Annotated in this window: 18 protein-coding genes and 1 pseudogene; 13 read left to right on the forward strand and 6 right to left on the reverse strand. The window is 33.8% G+C overall.

Annotation, left to right across the window (positions count from 1 at the left end):
* Positions 1-385 precede the first annotated feature (385 nt).
* Positions 386-1,393: a DUF3231 family protein gene (locus MHI02_RS04790; protein WP_047184383.1), complete on the reverse strand. Its 1,008-nt coding sequence runs from the start codon at positions 1,391-1,393 to the stop codon at positions 386-388.
* A gap of 150 nt (positions 1,394-1,543) precedes the next feature.
* Between MHI02_RS04790 and MHI02_RS04795 the strand changes: the two genes are divergently transcribed.
* Entirely contained in the window at positions 1,544-2,218 is a 675-nt protein-coding gene (locus MHI02_RS04795; RefSeq protein WP_257457659.1) for a metal-dependent hydrolase, read from the forward strand.
* A 56-nt stretch (positions 2,219-2,274) separates the two neighbouring features.
* Here the strand turns inward: MHI02_RS04795 and MHI02_RS04800 are convergent, their stop codons facing one another.
* Positions 2,275-3,669 carry a cation:proton antiporter gene (locus MHI02_RS04800; RefSeq protein WP_341165702.1) on the reverse strand — a complete coding sequence of 465 codons (1,395 nt, stop codon included), beginning with the start codon at positions 3,667-3,669 and terminating at the stop codon, positions 2,275-2,277.
* Positions 3,670-3,821: 152 nt separating this feature from the next.
* Between MHI02_RS04800 and MHI02_RS04805 the strand changes: the two genes are divergently transcribed.
* Complete coding sequence (locus MHI02_RS04805) at positions 3,822-5,051, forward strand: IS4 family transposase (RefSeq protein WP_047185988.1); 1,230 nt, start codon at positions 3,822-3,824, stop codon at positions 5,049-5,051.
* A 165-nt stretch (positions 5,052-5,216) separates the two neighbouring features.
* On the opposite strand, the pseudogene MHI02_RS04810 reads toward MHI02_RS04805, so the two are convergent.
* Positions 5,217-5,633: pseudogene (locus MHI02_RS04810) on the reverse strand (cation:proton antiporter domain-containing protein); the annotation flags it as partial.
* A 392-nt stretch (positions 5,634-6,025) separates the two neighbouring features.
* Here MHI02_RS04810 and MHI02_RS04815 point away from each other — a divergent pair.
* The 5 genes from MHI02_RS04815 to MHI02_RS04835 all read left to right on the forward strand — a co-directional run bounded on the left by MHI02_RS04815 (position 6,026) and on the right by MHI02_RS04835 (position 10,027).
* Positions 6,026-6,667: a hypothetical protein gene (locus MHI02_RS04815; protein ID WP_047184380.1), complete on the forward strand. Its 642-nt coding sequence runs from the start codon at positions 6,026-6,028 to the stop codon at positions 6,665-6,667.
* A gap of 56 nt (positions 6,668-6,723) precedes the next feature.
* The gene (locus tag MHI02_RS04820; protein ID WP_047184379.1) at positions 6,724-6,948 is read left to right on the forward strand and encodes a hypothetical protein; all 225 of its coding nucleotides are present in this window, start codon (positions 6,724-6,726) and stop codon (positions 6,946-6,948) included.
* 1,024 nt (positions 6,949-7,972) lie between these two features.
* Positions 7,973-8,221, forward strand: coding sequence for a hypothetical protein (locus tag MHI02_RS04825; protein ID WP_047184378.1), 249 nt, complete (start codon positions 7,973-7,975; stop codon positions 8,219-8,221).
* A 228-nt stretch (positions 8,222-8,449) separates the two neighbouring features.
* Positions 8,450-9,361, forward strand: coding sequence for a polysaccharide deacetylase family protein (locus tag MHI02_RS04830; RefSeq protein WP_257457812.1), 912 nt, complete (start codon positions 8,450-8,452; stop codon positions 9,359-9,361).
* A 30-nt stretch (positions 9,362-9,391) separates the two neighbouring features.
* Positions 9,392-10,027, forward strand: coding sequence for a YkyA family protein (locus MHI02_RS04835; protein WP_047184377.1), 636 nt, complete (start codon positions 9,392-9,394; stop codon positions 10,025-10,027).
* A gap of 78 nt (positions 10,028-10,105) precedes the next feature.
* On the opposite strand, the gene MHI02_RS04840 is transcribed toward MHI02_RS04835, so the two are convergent.
* On the reverse strand, positions 10,106-10,990 hold the full coding sequence (locus tag MHI02_RS04840; RefSeq protein ID WP_047184376.1) for a permease prefix domain 1-containing protein: 885 nt from the start codon (positions 10,988-10,990) through the stop codon (positions 10,106-10,108).
* A 1-nt stretch (position 10,991) separates the two neighbouring features.
* Positions 10,992-11,327 (reverse strand): PadR family transcriptional regulator, encoded by a 336-nt coding sequence (locus MHI02_RS04845; RefSeq protein ID WP_047184375.1) that lies wholly within the window; start codon positions 11,325-11,327, stop codon positions 10,992-10,994.
* 488 nt (positions 11,328-11,815) lie between these two features.
* Here MHI02_RS04845 and MHI02_RS04850 point away from each other — a divergent pair, with 488 nt between their 5' ends.
* A complete protein-coding gene (locus MHI02_RS04850) occupies positions 11,816-12,691 on the forward strand; it encodes a YitT family protein (RefSeq protein ID WP_047184399.1) in 876 nt (291 codons plus the stop codon).
* Positions 12,692-12,959: 268 nt separating this feature from the next.
* On the opposite strand, the gene MHI02_RS04855 is transcribed toward MHI02_RS04850, so the two are convergent.
* Positions 12,960-13,967: an Rpn family recombination-promoting nuclease/putative transposase gene (locus MHI02_RS04855; RefSeq protein ID WP_060669144.1), complete on the reverse strand. Its 1,008-nt coding sequence runs from the start codon at positions 13,965-13,967 to the stop codon at positions 12,960-12,962.
* 542 nt (positions 13,968-14,509) lie between these two features.
* On the opposite strand from MHI02_RS04855, the gene MHI02_RS04860 reads away from it, so the two are divergent.
* The 5 genes from MHI02_RS04860 to MHI02_RS04880 all read left to right on the forward strand — a co-directional run bounded on the left by MHI02_RS04860 (position 14,510) and on the right by MHI02_RS04880 (position 17,553).
* Entirely contained in the window at positions 14,510-15,358 is an 849-nt protein-coding gene (locus MHI02_RS04860; RefSeq protein ID WP_204798348.1) for an ABC transporter ATP-binding protein, read from the forward strand.
* Positions 15,355-16,062, forward strand: a complete 708-nt coding sequence (locus tag MHI02_RS04865) for a hypothetical protein (protein ID WP_204798350.1) — start codon at positions 15,355-15,357, stop codon at positions 16,060-16,062. The genes MHI02_RS04860 and MHI02_RS04865 overlap by 4 nt, the downstream gene beginning before the upstream one ends.
* A 78-nt stretch (positions 16,063-16,140) precedes the next feature.
* A complete protein-coding gene (locus MHI02_RS04870) occupies positions 16,141-16,491 on the forward strand; it encodes a hypothetical protein (RefSeq protein ID WP_341165703.1) in 351 nt (116 codons plus the stop codon).
* A 272-nt stretch (positions 16,492-16,763) separates the two neighbouring features.
* Positions 16,764-17,003: a hypothetical protein gene (locus MHI02_RS04875; protein ID WP_047184372.1), complete on the forward strand. Its 240-nt coding sequence runs from the start codon at positions 16,764-16,766 to the stop codon at positions 17,001-17,003.
* Complete coding sequence (locus MHI02_RS04880; protein WP_341165704.1) at positions 16,975-17,553, forward strand: hypothetical protein; 579 nt, start codon at positions 16,975-16,977, stop codon at positions 17,551-17,553. Before MHI02_RS04875 ends, MHI02_RS04880 begins: the two co-directional genes overlap by 29 nt.
* Positions 17,554-17,566 lie beyond the last annotated feature (13 nt).

Consider the following 17,566-nt stretch of genomic DNA (forward strand, 5'->3'; position numbering starts at 1 on the left):
GTATTTTTAATTATTTCTTGGGGTTGTCTTTACGAAACGTGATATTGCGGGACAATAAATGAGCGATGAAGTTTAATTAATCCACAGTCAATATTTTTCTTTTCCCGAATCTTTTCACCCACTACATATAATTTTCCTTCAAGTAACCTTTGATATTGTTTAGATGTTTATACATAGTTAACTCTTTATGAGTATTTAGTATGTATTTATTATTATCGAAGCGAACGCTATGCAGGTCGTTTCCGGTGAATGGTTACCCTACCAATCCATGGAAATATCCAAAAACTGATTCAATACGGTGGGGAAATAAATAAAATAGTGGGAGAGAAGACTATTCCCCCCACTATTTTATTTATAAGAATACATCGGTAGTTGTAAATAGCCCCTATTTCCCTAGATTTTCTCTGTCAGCTGCAATTGGCGGTTGCTCCATCCAAGCATTTTTAATCAAAATATTCGCTCCCTGATTGGAATACTTGCCTATCTCCGCCATTAAACGGGTATAATGAACACCTAAATCATGTCTTGGACTGATAGACATAGAGGTCCCGTATTGGCTCATCCCAGAAGCAATAAGTGTTGTAACAAGAAACATCATTAATTTATCTGAAAAAGGCGGGTTCGTTGAATCGGTTACTTCTGATGTCAAAATACGAGCTCCATCAGAGATATATTCTTCTTTTAAGATGGATGAAAAAACATCTAACTGTTTTCCAGCAATGTCACGCCCTTGTTCAAAATACTTTTTAACCTCTTTTGACTGTGCAACCTGAGCGAATCCAGTAATAAGTGCTTGACCAAGTGCATTACGCTTAGTGTTTAACACAAGTGCTGCAATTTCAACACCTAGTAATGGTCTTCTCTTTCCAAACCATCCCGCCAAAAAACTATTATCCGTTACAAAGTCGACTTGCTTCGGTTTAGGAATTTGCGGATAACGTATGTAATAGCCTTTTGCTTTGGCTGTATCTTTTGTTATTTTGTGCATTCTTTGTGACTCGTCTAGAGCTTCAGTATAAAACTGAATAATATCATCTCGTTCGACCTGGGACAAGGCTAATCCGTAAATAGCTAAACTAAAATTAGCTACATTTAACATTAATTCAAGGTATATACGATCAGAAAAAAGCCTCGGTGCATCCAAATTAACATCTTGTTCCGTAAATCCTTGAGGAACTGGATAGTTTTCAGCGTTAAAAATTTCAGTTAACTTTTTTTGGTGTTTTTTTGATATTGCTAAGTATTGTTCAAGTATGGAACGGATATCTTCATCGGCAACATTTGTTAAAAAATGACGTAATCCACAATCCATCATGGTGTCATTTAGATACGATGTCCAAAGGGCTGAAATCTCTGCTGCAGTTAATTCCTCTTGATGGGTATCATTTTCCATAGATAAAACCTCCATTGTGCTATGATACTATTATTTACTTTACTCTATAGATTAATACCCTTTTCACCAAATTTTACAGAAAAATATAATATACTTGTTGTATAATGGCACTATTATAAATCAAAAGACAGCAACAAAAGAGGTGACAACATGAAAGGTCGAACGCATTTAACAGTGGGACTAGGAATAGGTGCAGTGGCGTCCGTTAATCAATCGCTTGAAATGATACCTGTCGTTTTAATTGCATCAGGTATATCTTCCCTTGCTCCTGATTTAGATGGTAATAATTTGTTAAATAGACGTGTAACTAAAACAGCTAAATTAATTAAAAAAATTGGTGTATTTGTCGCTGTGACAATGATGGTACTGTCTTTGGTTACATTCTTTGTAGATGTAGAATTCTTATCTTTCCTAGACGAAAGATGGTTTGAGCAACAAAATAGGCTTCTACTTTTTGGATGGGGAGCGGTAATTTTAGGTTTATCCTTCAGGAGTCAGGAAACTTTAAAAAATATAATTATGAGTATCATAGGTGTATTCCTTCTTTATTATGCTGCAACGAATGAGTTGTGGTGGCTGGTGATGTTCGCCTTATACATTGGTGGAGTTGGTTGGTTTGCACACCGAGGACCAACTCACACTATTTGGGCATTGATTTACTGGTGGTATATGTCACATTTATTGGAAATTAACATTGAAGTAGACGGCCTGGCTCTTATTTCCACGATAGCTTATTTATCACATATTGTAGGAGATATGCTAACGAAAAATGGGGTTAAATTTTTATATCCATTTACCAAAAAAGTATTTCGAATCCGTATTTAAAGTCTGCATTCATGCTAAAAGTATAATACTCCATTAAAATTAAAAGAGCTGAAGAATTATTTCTCCAGCTCGAGTACCACAAGTTGATCTCCCTCGTCAAGTAAGGGTTTTTCCTTAAAAGTGACAAAGACCAGATTCCCGTTTTTACGTTTAATACATAACGGTATTCCTTTCGACTTCCGTTTTTCTTTCAGTAGAGTTTGTTTGCTATTAATTTCAATAGTATGAAAGGTATAACCAATGTTGACTTTTTTATTTAGCTCTGTAAATGTTGCACCTTCTTCAAATAACAAATTCGCTTTAAGAGCAGATGGGATTTCTCTATGTTCGACTTGACTCGTTCCAATTGGCAGGGAGAACGTGTTGTGATAACCGAATTCAGGGATGTAGGTTTGGCAAACAAGTGCATTATACGCTGCATCTCCCTTCATAGCTAAAATGGTGTCATAAGGGGTCATGTCTACTTCGAAATCACTATGCTCCGAGAGAATTTCTCCATGATAAGTAGGAATACCAAATTTTCTTGCCCGGTACAATTGATCATCGGATGTATCGGTAATCAAGACCGAAGCCCCCATATCTTTTAAATGCTGTGCAAAAGCAATCGAAAAACTACTAGCACCCACCATCACAACACCTGAAGAGTTGGTATTAGCCAAACCCAGCTTTCGAGCAATGGGACCGATAGAAAAACCATGAGCACAAACGGTAATAAAAACTAAAGCTAACGTAAGTGGTGTTAAAATGGAGGCATTTGGATAGCCATCTTCTATTAATAAACCGGCAAAATACCCTGAAACCGTCAATGCAACGACTCCCCTTGGCGCAATCCAACCTACAAGTGTTTTTTCTTGTAAAGTCAGTTCTGTTCCAATTGTTGATATCCAAATAGACAACGGGCGTACAAGGAAAAGCATGATGATGACAAATAAAATAATCGGCCAAGTGAAAACATCCATAATCGTATCCCTTGTAAGTGATGCCGTCAACAAAATAAAAACGGTAGACGTAAGCATAACCGAAATATTTTCCATGAAATGACCAATACTTCCAATGGAATGGACATATTTCTTGGAACGAGCTAATGTTAGCCCCATGACGGTTACAGAAAGCATCCCCGTTTCGTGCATGATGACTTCACCAGATGCGAAACAAATTAAGACAAAGCAAAAAATAATTGGAGATTTTAAGTACTCAGGGAATAATCCTTTACTAACTAAAAGACTAACGAGCATACCAATAGCATAGCCAACTAAAATTGCCAAGATGGATTCTACAAAAAACGGAATGAAATCACTAAGTAGAAACGATTCCTCCGAGGTTATTTTGATAATCTCATAAGCAAATAGAGCTAGCAACGGACCAATTGGATCAACAATAATGCCTTCCCATTTCAATACCGAAGCGACTCGAGGGGTTAATTTTGCTTGCCTAAGTAGTGGAATAATCACTAGTGTTGCATAAAGTTTTCAGGAAAAAGTCAAGCGAAACCTTTTGTGTCAATATTATTAATAATAGGAATTTTCACTATAAAAATCCATAAAAAAACCTTATAATTAGGGTATAGTAGTCCTGTCCAAATCCCTAACTATAAGGAGCTCACATGGACAATCATACCATAAAAACTGTATTCAAGGAATACATTCATCCATTAGATTCGAAAGTAATACAAAAAATGCTTGATCACGCTCAAATTGATAAATATGTCAAAAAGCTTGATGTACTTACATTTATGAATACATTTATTTATGCGCAGTTGAAGCAACTAGATAACCTTCAGCGGATAAGTGACACGATAAAACGCAAGAAAACTGTCCAAAGATTAGTTGGCATAGAAAGCATTAGTAAATCACAGCTTTCCCGAAAAAATGGGGATATACCATCCGAGATTTTCCAGGTTATCCTACATCATTTAATTCAAAAACTTCACCATATACTTGGACCAAAAACGGCAGGCAAAGCACTTGGAAAGCTTCATCTGATTGATTCATCAACGATTTCGATGTGCCTTAGTCAATATGAATGGGCAGATTTTCGAGATACAAAATCGGGTGTGAAAATGCATACTTCCATTACTTTTTGCGAGGGCATTTCTTACCCAAATGAAGTCATTCTCACACCTGCAAGACCTGCAGATGAAACACAGCTAGATTCATTAATCGTATTAGATAAAAACGTTCTTCATGTATTTGACCGAGGCTATTTCAATTTTAAAAAGTTTGATACCTACTGTGCAGAAGGTATTCGATTTGTCACACGAATTAAAACGAACACGGTCGTACATGTCATCGAGGAATTACCGATTGATTCCTCTTCACCGATCACCCGTCATGCGGTAGTAAAGATCGGAAAGATGAAGAACCCGCTGCAACTCGTTGAAACTGTAGACAGTAAAGGAAATCAGATTCGAATTGTGTGTAATGATGCTAAAGTCAGTGCACAGGAAATGAGTGATCTCTACCGCAACCGCTGGCAGATAGAATTATTTTTCAAATGGGTCAAGCAGCATATGGTTATTAAAAAACTATATGGAAAAAGCGAAAATGCGGTATATAATCAAATCTATTTGGCAATGATTTCTTTCTGTTTAACCCTTTTAATGAAAAACAAAATTGGCTATAAAGGGACCTTGCTGGAAATGTTGCGTTGGATACGGGATTTCTGTTCTCACTCCATCACAACCCTTATCTCTAAAGTATTCAAGGAACCTGAGCGATCATCCCGTGGCCGACGAAGGCTTGATCACGAAAAGGTCTTTCAAGTAACTGTTGCACAATACGAATTAGGAGATGTTTTGCTCTTAGACGATTTAACCTATGACCCGATTATTTAAAAATATTATATAATATTCAAAAAATGGATGAAGGACTACCTTTAGATCCCTGTTATCTTTTTTTCATAAATTAAATATAATATATATCAGAAAATTTCAACATTCAAATCAAAGACACAAATTAAATGGTTGACTTCTATAATTATTTTTTATGCAACGCTAGTGTGGAATAATAACAGTAGGACCTGTCACAACAAATAACCCACCAATGATAAAAGAAATCTCGAGACTAAGCCCAGCAACAAAATGTGCAGCTAATGAGCCACCAATCCAAGCTATAAGGGCACCAAAGGTCACGATACGAAAGACGGACTTAGAGATACCTTTCAATTCACGGATATCAAGGCTTGTACTACCTTCAAATAAAATCAATGCAACGGCAAGGGAGATAATGGGACTATAAAGTTCTCCTAGTCCTTCCTGTGGATTGATTAAACCAAATATTGGACCAATCAAGAGTCCAGCAATCGTCATGATCACGATAGAAGGCCACTGAATCCTCCACGCTAACCATTGTGAAAACATACCAAGTGCAATGACGACAACAATACTAATCAACGTAAGTTCCTGTTGAATTTCCATCACCTTCTTTTTTGAATAGGAATAATTTATCATTATCCTGTGCAATAGAAAAGTTTATAATCAAAATGATGTGATAAAAATGGGGTGTGGATTGTAATAATTGGGGAATGAAGGAAAACCTCTACTGATGAAAGTCTTCTTTATATTAAAAAATATATATTAGGAGGTGTTCCTCTTGGTAGATCAAAAGAAAAAGACCAGGTACATTGATAACTATCGCAATCGCCGTCATTTTTTGGTATGGATTTAACTTTTTCTTAAAACAAAATAAGGACAACCAGGAGTAGTTTTAAGCTACTCTTCTTTACTATCATATATTACAAATCGAATGTTTTTTTAATATAGTGAATGTGGTTTTCTATGGTGAATCACTAATTGAGGGAGGGGCAGATTTGAATAAATATCTAAAAATCATACTTGGTGTTCTCGGTGCGCTATTGTTAGCAATAGGATTACTTGTAGTCACCTTTATATTAGAAATGAAGCCTGATAAAGATGAAGAAGAAAAGATATGGAGTCAAGCTGATGCGTATTTAGAAGATAATTTTAATGATAATTTCGAGATATATGATACTTTGTATGATAATATGGGGAACTTTGGATTTGAATATGCTGCTAAGGTTAGGGATAAGAAAACGAATACGCAATTTTTAGTTTATTATGATGATGAAACAAAACGAATGGTGGATACGTATATTGCAGATAAATGGGCAAAGGATTTAGAATCTGAAATACGTCCTTTTATTAAAGAGAATTTTGGAGAAACAACTAATATCTTCATTTTCTTTAATGATACAATTGGGCAAGAACTGGGTATTGATCCTATTAATCTTACAAGTTATAAAGAGTTTGATGTTAAACCTACCATCCGTATTACTGTTCCACGTAAAAATAGTGACGGTGATGAAAAACTTGTTGATGAATTCATATCTTTCTTAAGAAACGAAGATAAATTGCAACATGGTTCGGTTATTATAGAGTATATCGCTGAAAGTGGTGAAATTTTAGATAATGAATGGGGTAAGGATTTTTAATTGGTTAAGTCAGAAATGATCCATTGTTCTAAACGTAAAAATGAGTTCAAAAAATTATGCCAGTATACGAGGAGTTAATAATTACAACGGAAAAAGATGAACAGTTATTAGTAGTTCAGTCAAGCAAGAATACATATTTTGTTGGGGAATTAGTAGAAGACAAGGAGGGATATTACGCAAGTAGAATATCAGACAATGTTTCAATGACGGTAGGCGCTAGTTGGGAGCTAAATACAAGAGATAAGAATAAATACACCATTTTTTTCGAAAAGAATAAATAGGATTCAAATTACATAAAGCTTTCTAACGGAGAATACGATATCTCTCTTGTAAAGGGGCATACGATAAGTGAAGACGATCCAAATTATATATCTGGGATAAAGGAAGTTAAAGAAAATATTTATACTGTCAATGAAGCGACTGAAAATTATTCTTGGCTAGGAGCAATAGCCATTTTATTATTACTGTTTGTATTGTACAGAAATAAGTTTCAATTCTCAGGTTGGTATAAAGGAAAAGGCGGAATAAAACTTCCAAAGCATATTTCTTTCATATTAATTTCGATTTCTATATTACTAATCGTATCACCTTTTTTATTAGGTTCATTGTTGGGATAATGGTTAGTGAGTATCGCTTATTATTAAAAAACTTATTTTGGTAATCAAGTTAATGCAGTATAGGGTGCTTTCCAAAAACACCCCATACTGCAAATTCAATGTTCATTATCTTTTATCAGAAAATCATATTTCCAGAATACCAATTAAAATGAATTAGCTATTTAATAAAAAGATTAATAAGGTAAGTGTTTTTTTCATAAATAACCATCCACATATTCAGTAGGATTATTATTTGCCAAGTCAATGCTACTATGCTTATATATTGGAAACTGCCACCATTTTGTACTTATCCACAGTATGTTTTTTGCGGGATTGATTGGGGAAATAATGAATATGAACATTATGTATGATGGGGCGAAGATGTTGGAGGGGATGTAGAAATTATGGGTAGGTTTACTGTAAATATTACAATTTTTTTTGCTGGTATACTTCTAGGTATTTTGTAGGGGTGGGTTTGAAAAGGGCCCTTCAAATGGCAGTAATAATTACAGTTTTCCATATTATATTTCTTATAATGGATAGGAGAAAAAAAGTTTTGAAATAGTTATTGCATTAAGGGCGCCTTCCAAAGTAAGGAAGGCACTCTTAATTATTATAATGTGGCATTTTATTTTAGTGGAATAATGGAACTTTTTCCATTTCCATTCGTACGTAAAGTATAAAGACAAAATGGTAGGGAGTGTAGCAAGTGAAAAAGTATATTATTTTTGTAGTTAGTTTTTTATTGGTATTTTCATTAATCCAAGTTCTGTCAGGAATACTTCTTACATATACATATACTCCAGACATGATGGAGGCTTGGAATCTTAGTCCTAATCTAACTCAAGAAGTTGTTATTAAAGGTAGTCATCCTTCATTGTTATTAACATTATTAATTGGACTCATTTCTGTTACAATTGCATATTTTATCTCAAAAAAATATATAAATAAACATTAACAATTGAACGGAAGAAAGTGAATTGCTTAAAAAGGGAAATTAAAGTTTTTTACTTAAAATATTCTGTTCAAATAAACATCCAATTATGCTATCGTATATAGTAGAAAATGATTTTTGAACGTAAAACGATTTTTAAATAAGTTAGTGTAAATATGTCGTTATTGCGAATTTTGTTGATGTGTGTTTCTATTTGTAGAAAAATTTAATCTAGCAAAGGGAGGTATTAAAGTGTTTAGGCGTAGAAGGTTAAACACCAGAGGGAAGATTGTGGTTTTCATTCTATTAACCATTATGATTCTACTATTAACTGGGTTGGTTGGTAATGATAAAATGAATGCTGCAAAAGAAAATGACACGAATATAGAGAATTCACACGAAATGTTATCATTTTCTTCTGAGCCAGTATTAGCTTTTTCCGATTCTACATTAAGTCAATCTATCATTGATAGGGAAAATAAAAAAAGAGAATCAGCCCGAAAAAAAGAGGTCGAGAAGCAAAATAAGATAGATCAACAAGAAAAAGCCATCTATCTAACATTTGATGATGGGCCATCAGATATTTCAGGCCAATTACTTGATGTCTTAGACAAATATCAGATGAAGGCAACCTTTTTCATGGTGGGTCTAAAGATAAAAGAACATCCTGAAGTTGTAAAGCGAATGCATAAAGAGGGATTTGGACTTGGACTACATAGTATTACTCATGATGTAGGTAAAGTTTATAGTAGTAAATCCTCTCCGTCAGAAGAAATGATAGAGAATCGGGAGATATTGGAAAACATAATAGGTGTACGTTCTAACATTGTCCGTTTACCCTATGGAAGTATTCCATATCTAACGGAAGCTATGCGCTATTTATTAGACCAAAATGATTTTAAGGTTTGGGATTGGAATGTAGATAGTCTAGACTGGAAATTTAAAAATGAACGATATGTTCAACATACAATCCAAGAAATAAAAAATATGGAGCAAGCAGGTGAAACTCCGGTAGTCCTTCTTCATGATAAACAAGAGACAATAAAACATTTACCCAAACTATTATCTTTTATTAAGAAACAAGGCTATCAAACGGAAATACTCACTAACGATATGGCACCATTAACATTTTCGTGTAACGGACGTTGTCATACCATACACTAATTCCAGTTTAGCAGCAGGAGGTAACTTTGGGTGAATAGATTAATAGTATTAACGATTGTTTTATTTTTCTCATTTTTTCTAACTGGATGTTCTTCCGATGAAAGACAGGCTACCAACATCCACAAAATAATGGAGGAATCTGCTGAGTTTGAAAAAGATTTCGCCGCTAATGAAAAAGAACTAAATGAAACTAGAAAAAATGCACAGTTGGTATACAATGATTTGATTAGTCTCGATATCAATGATAAGGACATCATTAAGCAAAAGATAGAAGAAGCCAATACATACATGAAAAAACAACAAGCGCTATTAGTGGAAGCGGAAGAAAACTTTCAAAAGGCTTATAAGGAGTCTGTAACCATTGAGGAAAATATTAAAAAGATCAAAGACGAGAAGCAAAGAAAACAAGCATCAAAGCTAATAACGATTATGAACGAACGGAAAAAATTGATGGATACCTTTTTTAAAGACTACCATGAAAATTTAGAAATACAGCACAGATTCTATGAATATATGGAAGATGAAAATTTTGATTTAAAAAAACTAGATGAGCAGATTAATGATATAAATGAACATAGTCAAGAAATGGGTGAGATTATACAACAATTTAATCAATATACCAAACAGTTTGTTCAAGCAAAAAACGACTATTATCAAATGAATTAATTAAGTTGTGGGTAAAATAAAAGGGGACTAGAAAATTGCTTACTAGTCCTCTTTTATTTTAAAGTTACAAATTGCTGCTCATACTTTGCTTTTTTTATGCATCTTATATTCAATTAGCATTTCACAAACAACAGCCAATATAATAACGAATAGTGCATATATTACAGAAGTTAATAGCCATATTAAACCGAAAAGGCCCAAAGCTCCAACCCAAAGAGCGCCGGAGAGCAAGCCTCTTTTTGCAGTTAGTTCAGGATCACTATATCTTTGATAATAATCTTCCATTATGATTCTTTGTTCTTCCACAACCCAAGGTTTATAGCGCTTTTTCTCCGTAAGAAGTAAGAATGCAAGGATAGCCAGTGCTGGGATAGCAAACGGAATTAATATGCCAAGTATTTCAACCCAAGTATTTCCATCTAGATAATATTGAGATGTAGAAATAGTAATACCAAATAAAATAGATCCAACCGCCAATGCGTAAATCAGTGCACGTATCCATGACATTGGGTAATTTCTTGCTGTTTCCTGAGTAAGTCCAAGGAAAACAAAAGCAGCTCCTGTTGGAACAACAAAAGGTAATAGGGCGGAGATTCCATAAAATATATTATTAGTGGAGAAGTAGGTGATAAGGCTTGTTATTAATCCAAATAAGAGAACACTTCCCGCAACTGTATAACCAATTGCATGTTTTACCCCCACTTTATTGCCTTGTTGTATATACATTTCCCCGATCAATTCATTTCGTTTCTGCTTGCTAATCTCATCGGCAATTGTTGTAATATCGCCTAGTTCAGCCACGGCCTTTGTGAAAGCGTCATTTGACTGCATGCCCTTTTCCTCAAGATTAGAAATTCTAGCATGTAAGTTAGAAGTAATCTCTTCTTTAAAATCTCTAAGCTCGGGCGTTTCTTCATATCCGTGGAATAGGTCATCTACATACTTCTTAATAGTTATATTCATTTTACTCCTCCTCCAATAACTGATTTAGTATTTGTTGAGTAAATTCCCAATCTACTTTATTTTGACGGTAACGGTTTTTTCCTTTGTCAGTGATTCTATAATATTTACGTCGCCCACCTTGTGTCTCATCTCCCCAATAGCCGATAATGCATTCTTCCTTTTCCAGTCTTTTATAACTTGAATAAAGAGTAGCTTCTTTTAACTGATAGAGCCCTCCCGTTTTTTCCAAAATAGTATTATATATTTCATACCCATAGCTATCGCTCTTCATTAAAATACCGAGGACAATTGTATCTGTATGACCACGAAGTAAATCAGCGGATACTTTTCCTTTCATCGTGATACCTCCACTCACAATACTGTTATAAATAAATTACTGTAAATATAAATTACTATATCTGTCATAGTAAGTCAAGATCTAGGACAGTATTTTATCTTACTTCCTATTTTTTTCAATTTGTTGTACCCTTTTTATACAGCAACCTATCGAACGAAAGTCCCTGTCCTTTATATTAGAAAATAAAATATTTAGCTACCTTGACAATAGAGCTGATTATTACGGACTTTAACATTTGCAGGGAAGAGACTGAATGATAGGATGTCATTTAATTATTTTGGATGGAAGGGAATGATTGCTAAGAATATTTTCGGATTTAAAGGTAAAGGCAATGCCAATAAGAATCCATCGAAGGATGACATAATCTGCTATTTCCCGTCTAAATTAAGTATTATTTTCTTTGAATGAAGAATACTAGCAACAGGAAGACAGAAGTCCGGATAATGGAGAGTTTTACAACAAGAGAAATAGTTGGAAAGAGGAATGAAATGAGTACAATTACGAAGCAAAAAAAGACCAGTAAACTTAGAATAGTATTACGAGGATTATCAATTATTATCGGGGCATTTATAACTGCATATGGTTTAGAGGCAATATTAATTCCAAACAACGTATCAGATGGCGGTGTTACAGGTCTAAGTATCGTTGGTTCACAATTAATTGGATTACCTTTAGGGGTTCTAATTGCACTACTAAATATCCCATTTGTATTTTTAGGATATAAACAGATTGGGAAAAGTTTCGCTATTTATTCCGTTATAGGTATTGCTTCACTAGCATTTGGGACTAGCATTATGCACCATATACCAACCATTATTCAAGGAGATACGTTACTAGTAACCGTTATTGGTGGTATTATTATTGGTTTTGGTATGGGGTTGGCATTAAGAAATGGCGGAGCATTAGACGGTATTGATATGTTAGCCGTATTACTATCCCGGAAATTGCCTTTTGGAACGAGTGATTTAATTTTATTCTTAAACTTGTTTGTGTTTATTGTTGTTTCAACGGTCTTTGGTCTACAAGGAGCTTTCTTATCGGGAATCGCTTATTTTATTGCCTCAAAAGTAATTCATACCGTTGAAGAAGGTTTAAGTGGCTCGAAAACCTTTAAAATCATAACCAATCAACCTGAATTAATGGTAGAAACCATACGTGATCGCCTAGGTCGAAGCGCTACGTTTAATGAAGTTGAAGGCGGTTATTCAAATGAGAAATTCAAGGAAATAACTTGTGTTATTAACCGTTTAGAGGACAGTAAAATGAAAGAAATCATTTATGAAATTGACAAATTTGCTTTTGTTACGGTATATGATGTGGCAGAAGTTAAAGGTGGTAATTTTAAAAAGCACAATATTCATTAATTTGACTTATGAGGATTATTAAAAAATGACACATTCGATGAGACTATGTTTTCCAACTTTGAACTAGTAATTAAATACGTTTAAAGGGAGGAAACGGGATCGGCCTGTCCTTTTTTAATAATCTTCATCTCGTATTTACCCCTCCATATAACTAGCTTTTCACCTTCCTTATATAGTGCAAAAAAGTAACCCTTTCTAAAGAGAAAGGATTACTTAGGTATGTTTCTGATTTCAGTGCTGAATAGTTGCTATGATTAAGTTAATCCAATTAATTTCGATTGCTTTTTAAATCTTCTACTTCCTCTATGCTTAATTCCGTAACTTCAGCAATGTCTGCTAATGACATTCCTTTTAATAGTAGATGTTCGGCTACTTTGATTGCCTTTTCTTTGTTACCTTTCTCTATCCCCTTTTCCAATCCTTTTTCCATCCCTTTTTTTAAACCCCTTGCCTGCGCTTCATCGTAAAACCGTTTTAAGTCTTCTCCCAAGTTCGAAATCATTTGGTTAACCTCCTTTGGATTTGCTCTATCAATGGTTTGTTCCATTTTCATATGTTGATCTTCGGGGAAACGTTTCATAACAATCTGTTTAAACCAATTCTGAAATAATGTGAATTCCTTTTGCGTTAAGTTTTGTAATGCGCCAGTCAGCGCTTTTAATTTTTTGTAAAGTTCTTTAGGATTCTTGTTTTTTTGATCCAAATAAAATATAGAAGAAATTAAATTAGATAACTCAAGTAATTCAATATCAGTATATCGATTCACGTCGAGTAGAATGTATTTAAAATTAAGTGTTTGGTCTCCAAACATAGTTGCTTTGCCAAGTGTTTGTTTGAACTCCAGTGGAACCGTCCAATTTCCCGCACCATTGTATAGTACAATTGGTACGATAACAGGAAGGTGAAAATCCTTTTGGTTCACTTTACGGTCATCACTACTTTTTACAATTTCACGCCAGAGTTCAACCATGTAAAGTAATAAGCGATAGGGCATTTGATGATCTACGGTTGATTGTAATTCCATTAGCGTGTAAAAAATGACTTCTTGCTCTTTAAGTTTCATTTTATATACCAAATCAGCTTCTTTTTCCTGGAAATCTGGTAATATAAACGATTTGTCTATCAGTTCCGTATTTGCTTCATCAATTTGGTCTACCCAATCTTTGTCTACAAACGATTGGAGCAACTGGATAAATACTTGTTTTGTGGTTAATAAGTATTTATATCCGACATCATGTTCGTTATTAATCTTTCCCGATTTATTTACTTTTGACACACCAAATACCTCTTTTCTTTATTATATTCGATTAATCTGCAATTTCCATCATTATTGTTGAATTTTCAAAAATAAACAACTAGTTAAATTTGAAAATGGAGGATATGGTATTGGTAAGAAATTGAGTTTTACTTAAAGGAAAAAGGTATTTTGGTGAGGATAAATTGAACTGAAACGCAAATTTAGCATATATGGGCGACACAAGGGCAGTTTATTCTCCTAGTCTAAGTATAAACCATGTGGAGAGATACCTATCCTTGTGTCTCTTGTCCGCTTATTTCTCAGGTTTGATATAAGGAATCCTTTATAAAACTGGAAATTACTTTGCAGCAAAAAGTTCTACAAGACTTCCTTTTTCATAATTTGTCCTCCCTATACTTATACAACGAGTAAGTAATCATAAATGTATACACCTAAATAAAATTTTTTTCCCATCTATAGTAGAGTTTAACTTATAATAAATGAAGAAAATATTGAAACTTCAACGTGATTTTTTCGTAAGTATAAGTAGTTATACTTGATCACTCAGAATGGAGCGTTTTATGGACAAACTTGTTGAACTTGAAAATATTAGTAAAATCTATACGAATAAAAATGTTTTACGTAATATTTCATTATCGATAAATGAGAATCAAGCCATTGCAATTTTAGGTGGAAATGGGACGGGAAAAAGCACTTTACTACGGATCCTAGCGGGTATTGAACGACCAAGTTCTGGAAAGGTCCATTACCTTAACAAAAACATCAAAATCGGATATGTGCCCGAAAGATTTCCTAAAAATATTCGATTCACCCCAAGTGAATATTTACGTTACATGGGGGAGATGAGTGGAATCTCAAAGGATTACTTAACGAAAAGAATCAAGAACTTATTACACCGATTTCAGCTAGAAGGACTGGATAACCATCGAATCATGGAACTATCAAAAGGTAATATTCAAAAAGTTGGACTTATCCAGGCAATTATGCAGAAGCCCAACCTATTAATTTTGGATGAGCCATTATCCGGTCTTGATTTCGAATCGCAGGAAGAATTAGTGAAAATCATAGGGGAATTGAAAAGGCAAGGAACCACCGTATTGATAACGTATCATGAGTCTCATATTTTTGAATCAATAGTAGATAACACTTTTTTATTACATAATGGAAGTATTTCAGTAACGGAATCTATTGAAAAACAATCTATAAAATTATTGGTAGTTCGAAATGTAGACAAATCATTTGTTAAAGAGTGGGGCGAGATACTTGAGTTGGAAGAAAAGGACCAACAATTATATCTTTATGTTCCAGTAAAAGAGAGCGATGTTATTTTATCTAGAGTTCTTCAATTAAATGGAAGTATTGAGGCGGTATCAACGGTAACATTAAATGATATGGAGAGATCGTTATGAAAGCATTAATAAAATATACTTTACACGATTATCTTCGTTCCCATAAGTATTTTCCACCTATTTCAACATTCATTATTTTGATTTTTGTCTATTATTCTTACACCCAAAATCCAGTAATTGATAGTTATGCTATATCGGCATTGATTGTATATATTATATCCGCCTGGTTATGTATGAGTGTTTTATCACTTGATTCACCTGTTCAAAGGCAAGTGATGATTCTTCATCTAGGTGGTAGGAATCGATATTATCTATCCAAATTAATTGCCGTTTGGATCATTTCTTTGATACTAATTCTCTATGCATTTATCTATCCAATTATTTTTGGTATGTTTGAGGAACCAGTAACTTTAAAAATTGGCCTAGTTTCCATTGTGAACCTTGTTTTTCTATCGATACTAGGAATAAGTGTTGCAAGTTTATTTAGTAAAGTGATAACGGAAAGCGCCGTTAATTCTTATGGGGGATTATCTCTTGCTATCGTCATATCTTTAGCAGCTTTAGGAATATATGATGCCCTTCCATTATATCTTAAGAACATAACTTGGATAATTCCCCCGGCAGCTAGTACACAACCTATATTATTTAATTGGAATGGTGAAAGTATCTTGGATCTTTCTTTATTTCCATTTTTATGGATTATCATTTATTCACTGCTTCTTTTATTTCTGTTCTTAACGTTAGCGAAGAGATTTCAAAAATGATTTGTAGCAGTGTATTAAACAAGAGAACATTAAATTTTGAAGAAATAAACCATTATAGATAGTTCAAGGAGATTAGTTATGGAAATATCATTGATTAGACACGGAAGGTCACAACTCAATGAAAATGACAAGGTGATTTGTTCAGAGTTTAAGAAATGGGTAGAAAAATATGATTCCAATGGTGTATTTAAAGAGTTAACCTATCCTCTTGAGACGAGAGAGAAAGTAGAAAACGCCAAAATAGTTGTGACAAGTAATTTAGAAAGGGCTGTTCAGTCAGCTAAACTACTAAAACCGGAAGTTCAAACAATCTCCGACTCCTTATTTCGAGAAGTAGAATTACCAATTGCATCCATAAAATATGTGAAATTAAGACCGAGCACTTGGACGTTTTTTTTTAAGGTTATTATGGTTTTGTGGTTATTCTAACGGATGCGAGTCTTTAAGAGATGCAAAGATAAGGGCGGTAAAGGCTTCAGAGCAATTAATTGAGTATGCAGAAAGGTATAAATCGGTAGTATTAGTAGGACATGGCTTTTTTAATATGTTAATAGCAAAAGAATTACAGAAAAAAAGATGGGAAGGGATAAGAAAGACAGGTGCAAAACATTGGAATTGTACAACCTATTCCCTGATACATTGATGAATGATTATTGGTGACAAAGGTAATCTAAGTTACCTACCTTAAGGGGTTGAGTTTTTTGAGTAATGAAGGTACTTCAAAGTTTACAAAATGGCGGGAAAAATATGGGGTGTTAGTCATTGCGTTAAGTTGTTTGTTAAGTGCAATTACAAGTTGGGGTAAAAGTTGGATTCTTACAGGTATTTTAGTATTAGGTGTATTGGTTTGTGGAACGATAGGGATCTTTAATATAAAGAATGAACGGAAGAAAAGTAAAAAGGAGCAGGCGTATGAAAAATTCATTAGAGATTGGGACTGATACATCTTTTGCTTTGAACTTTTTGATTTACATACAAAACATTTATCTAAATCAAGATCAAAATGAAGAAAAATTAAGGTTTCCTTATTTACCAATAACAGTGGTGTTTAAAGATGACTTTGAAATAAAGTTTAAAGAACTATGGAATGAAATATTTCAACAAATAGCCGAAGACAATAAAAACGGTGTCATTCCATTTTATGAAGATAAAGATTTGTATTATGAAAAGCTATTTGTGATTAATGAAAATAGTTCAAAGGCATTTAATCAAATATATAAATCATTCAACGTATGGTGGCATAGCTTCGCGGGTCATATTTCAGTAGAAAAATCTGTTGATGAAATAGGGCAACAATTATATACAGAATTGGCCAATTTGCTCATTCAAAAAGGAGTAAAACCACAAAGGCTATTGAATATTAGTTTAATTTATGACGAATGTCTATTGGCAAATTCCCAAATCACTTCTTATTTTTCTGTTATTCCGATTAGGGATTTTTTTGCTAAATACAAAGAATTGGTTTCAAAATTAGAAGCATGTATTGATTAAGCTATACTAAAAG

Source organism: Oceanobacillus sp. FSL K6-0118 (assembly GCF_038006665.1).
Lineage (GTDB): Bacteria > Bacillota > Bacilli > Bacillales > Amphibacillaceae > Oceanobacillus > Oceanobacillus caeni.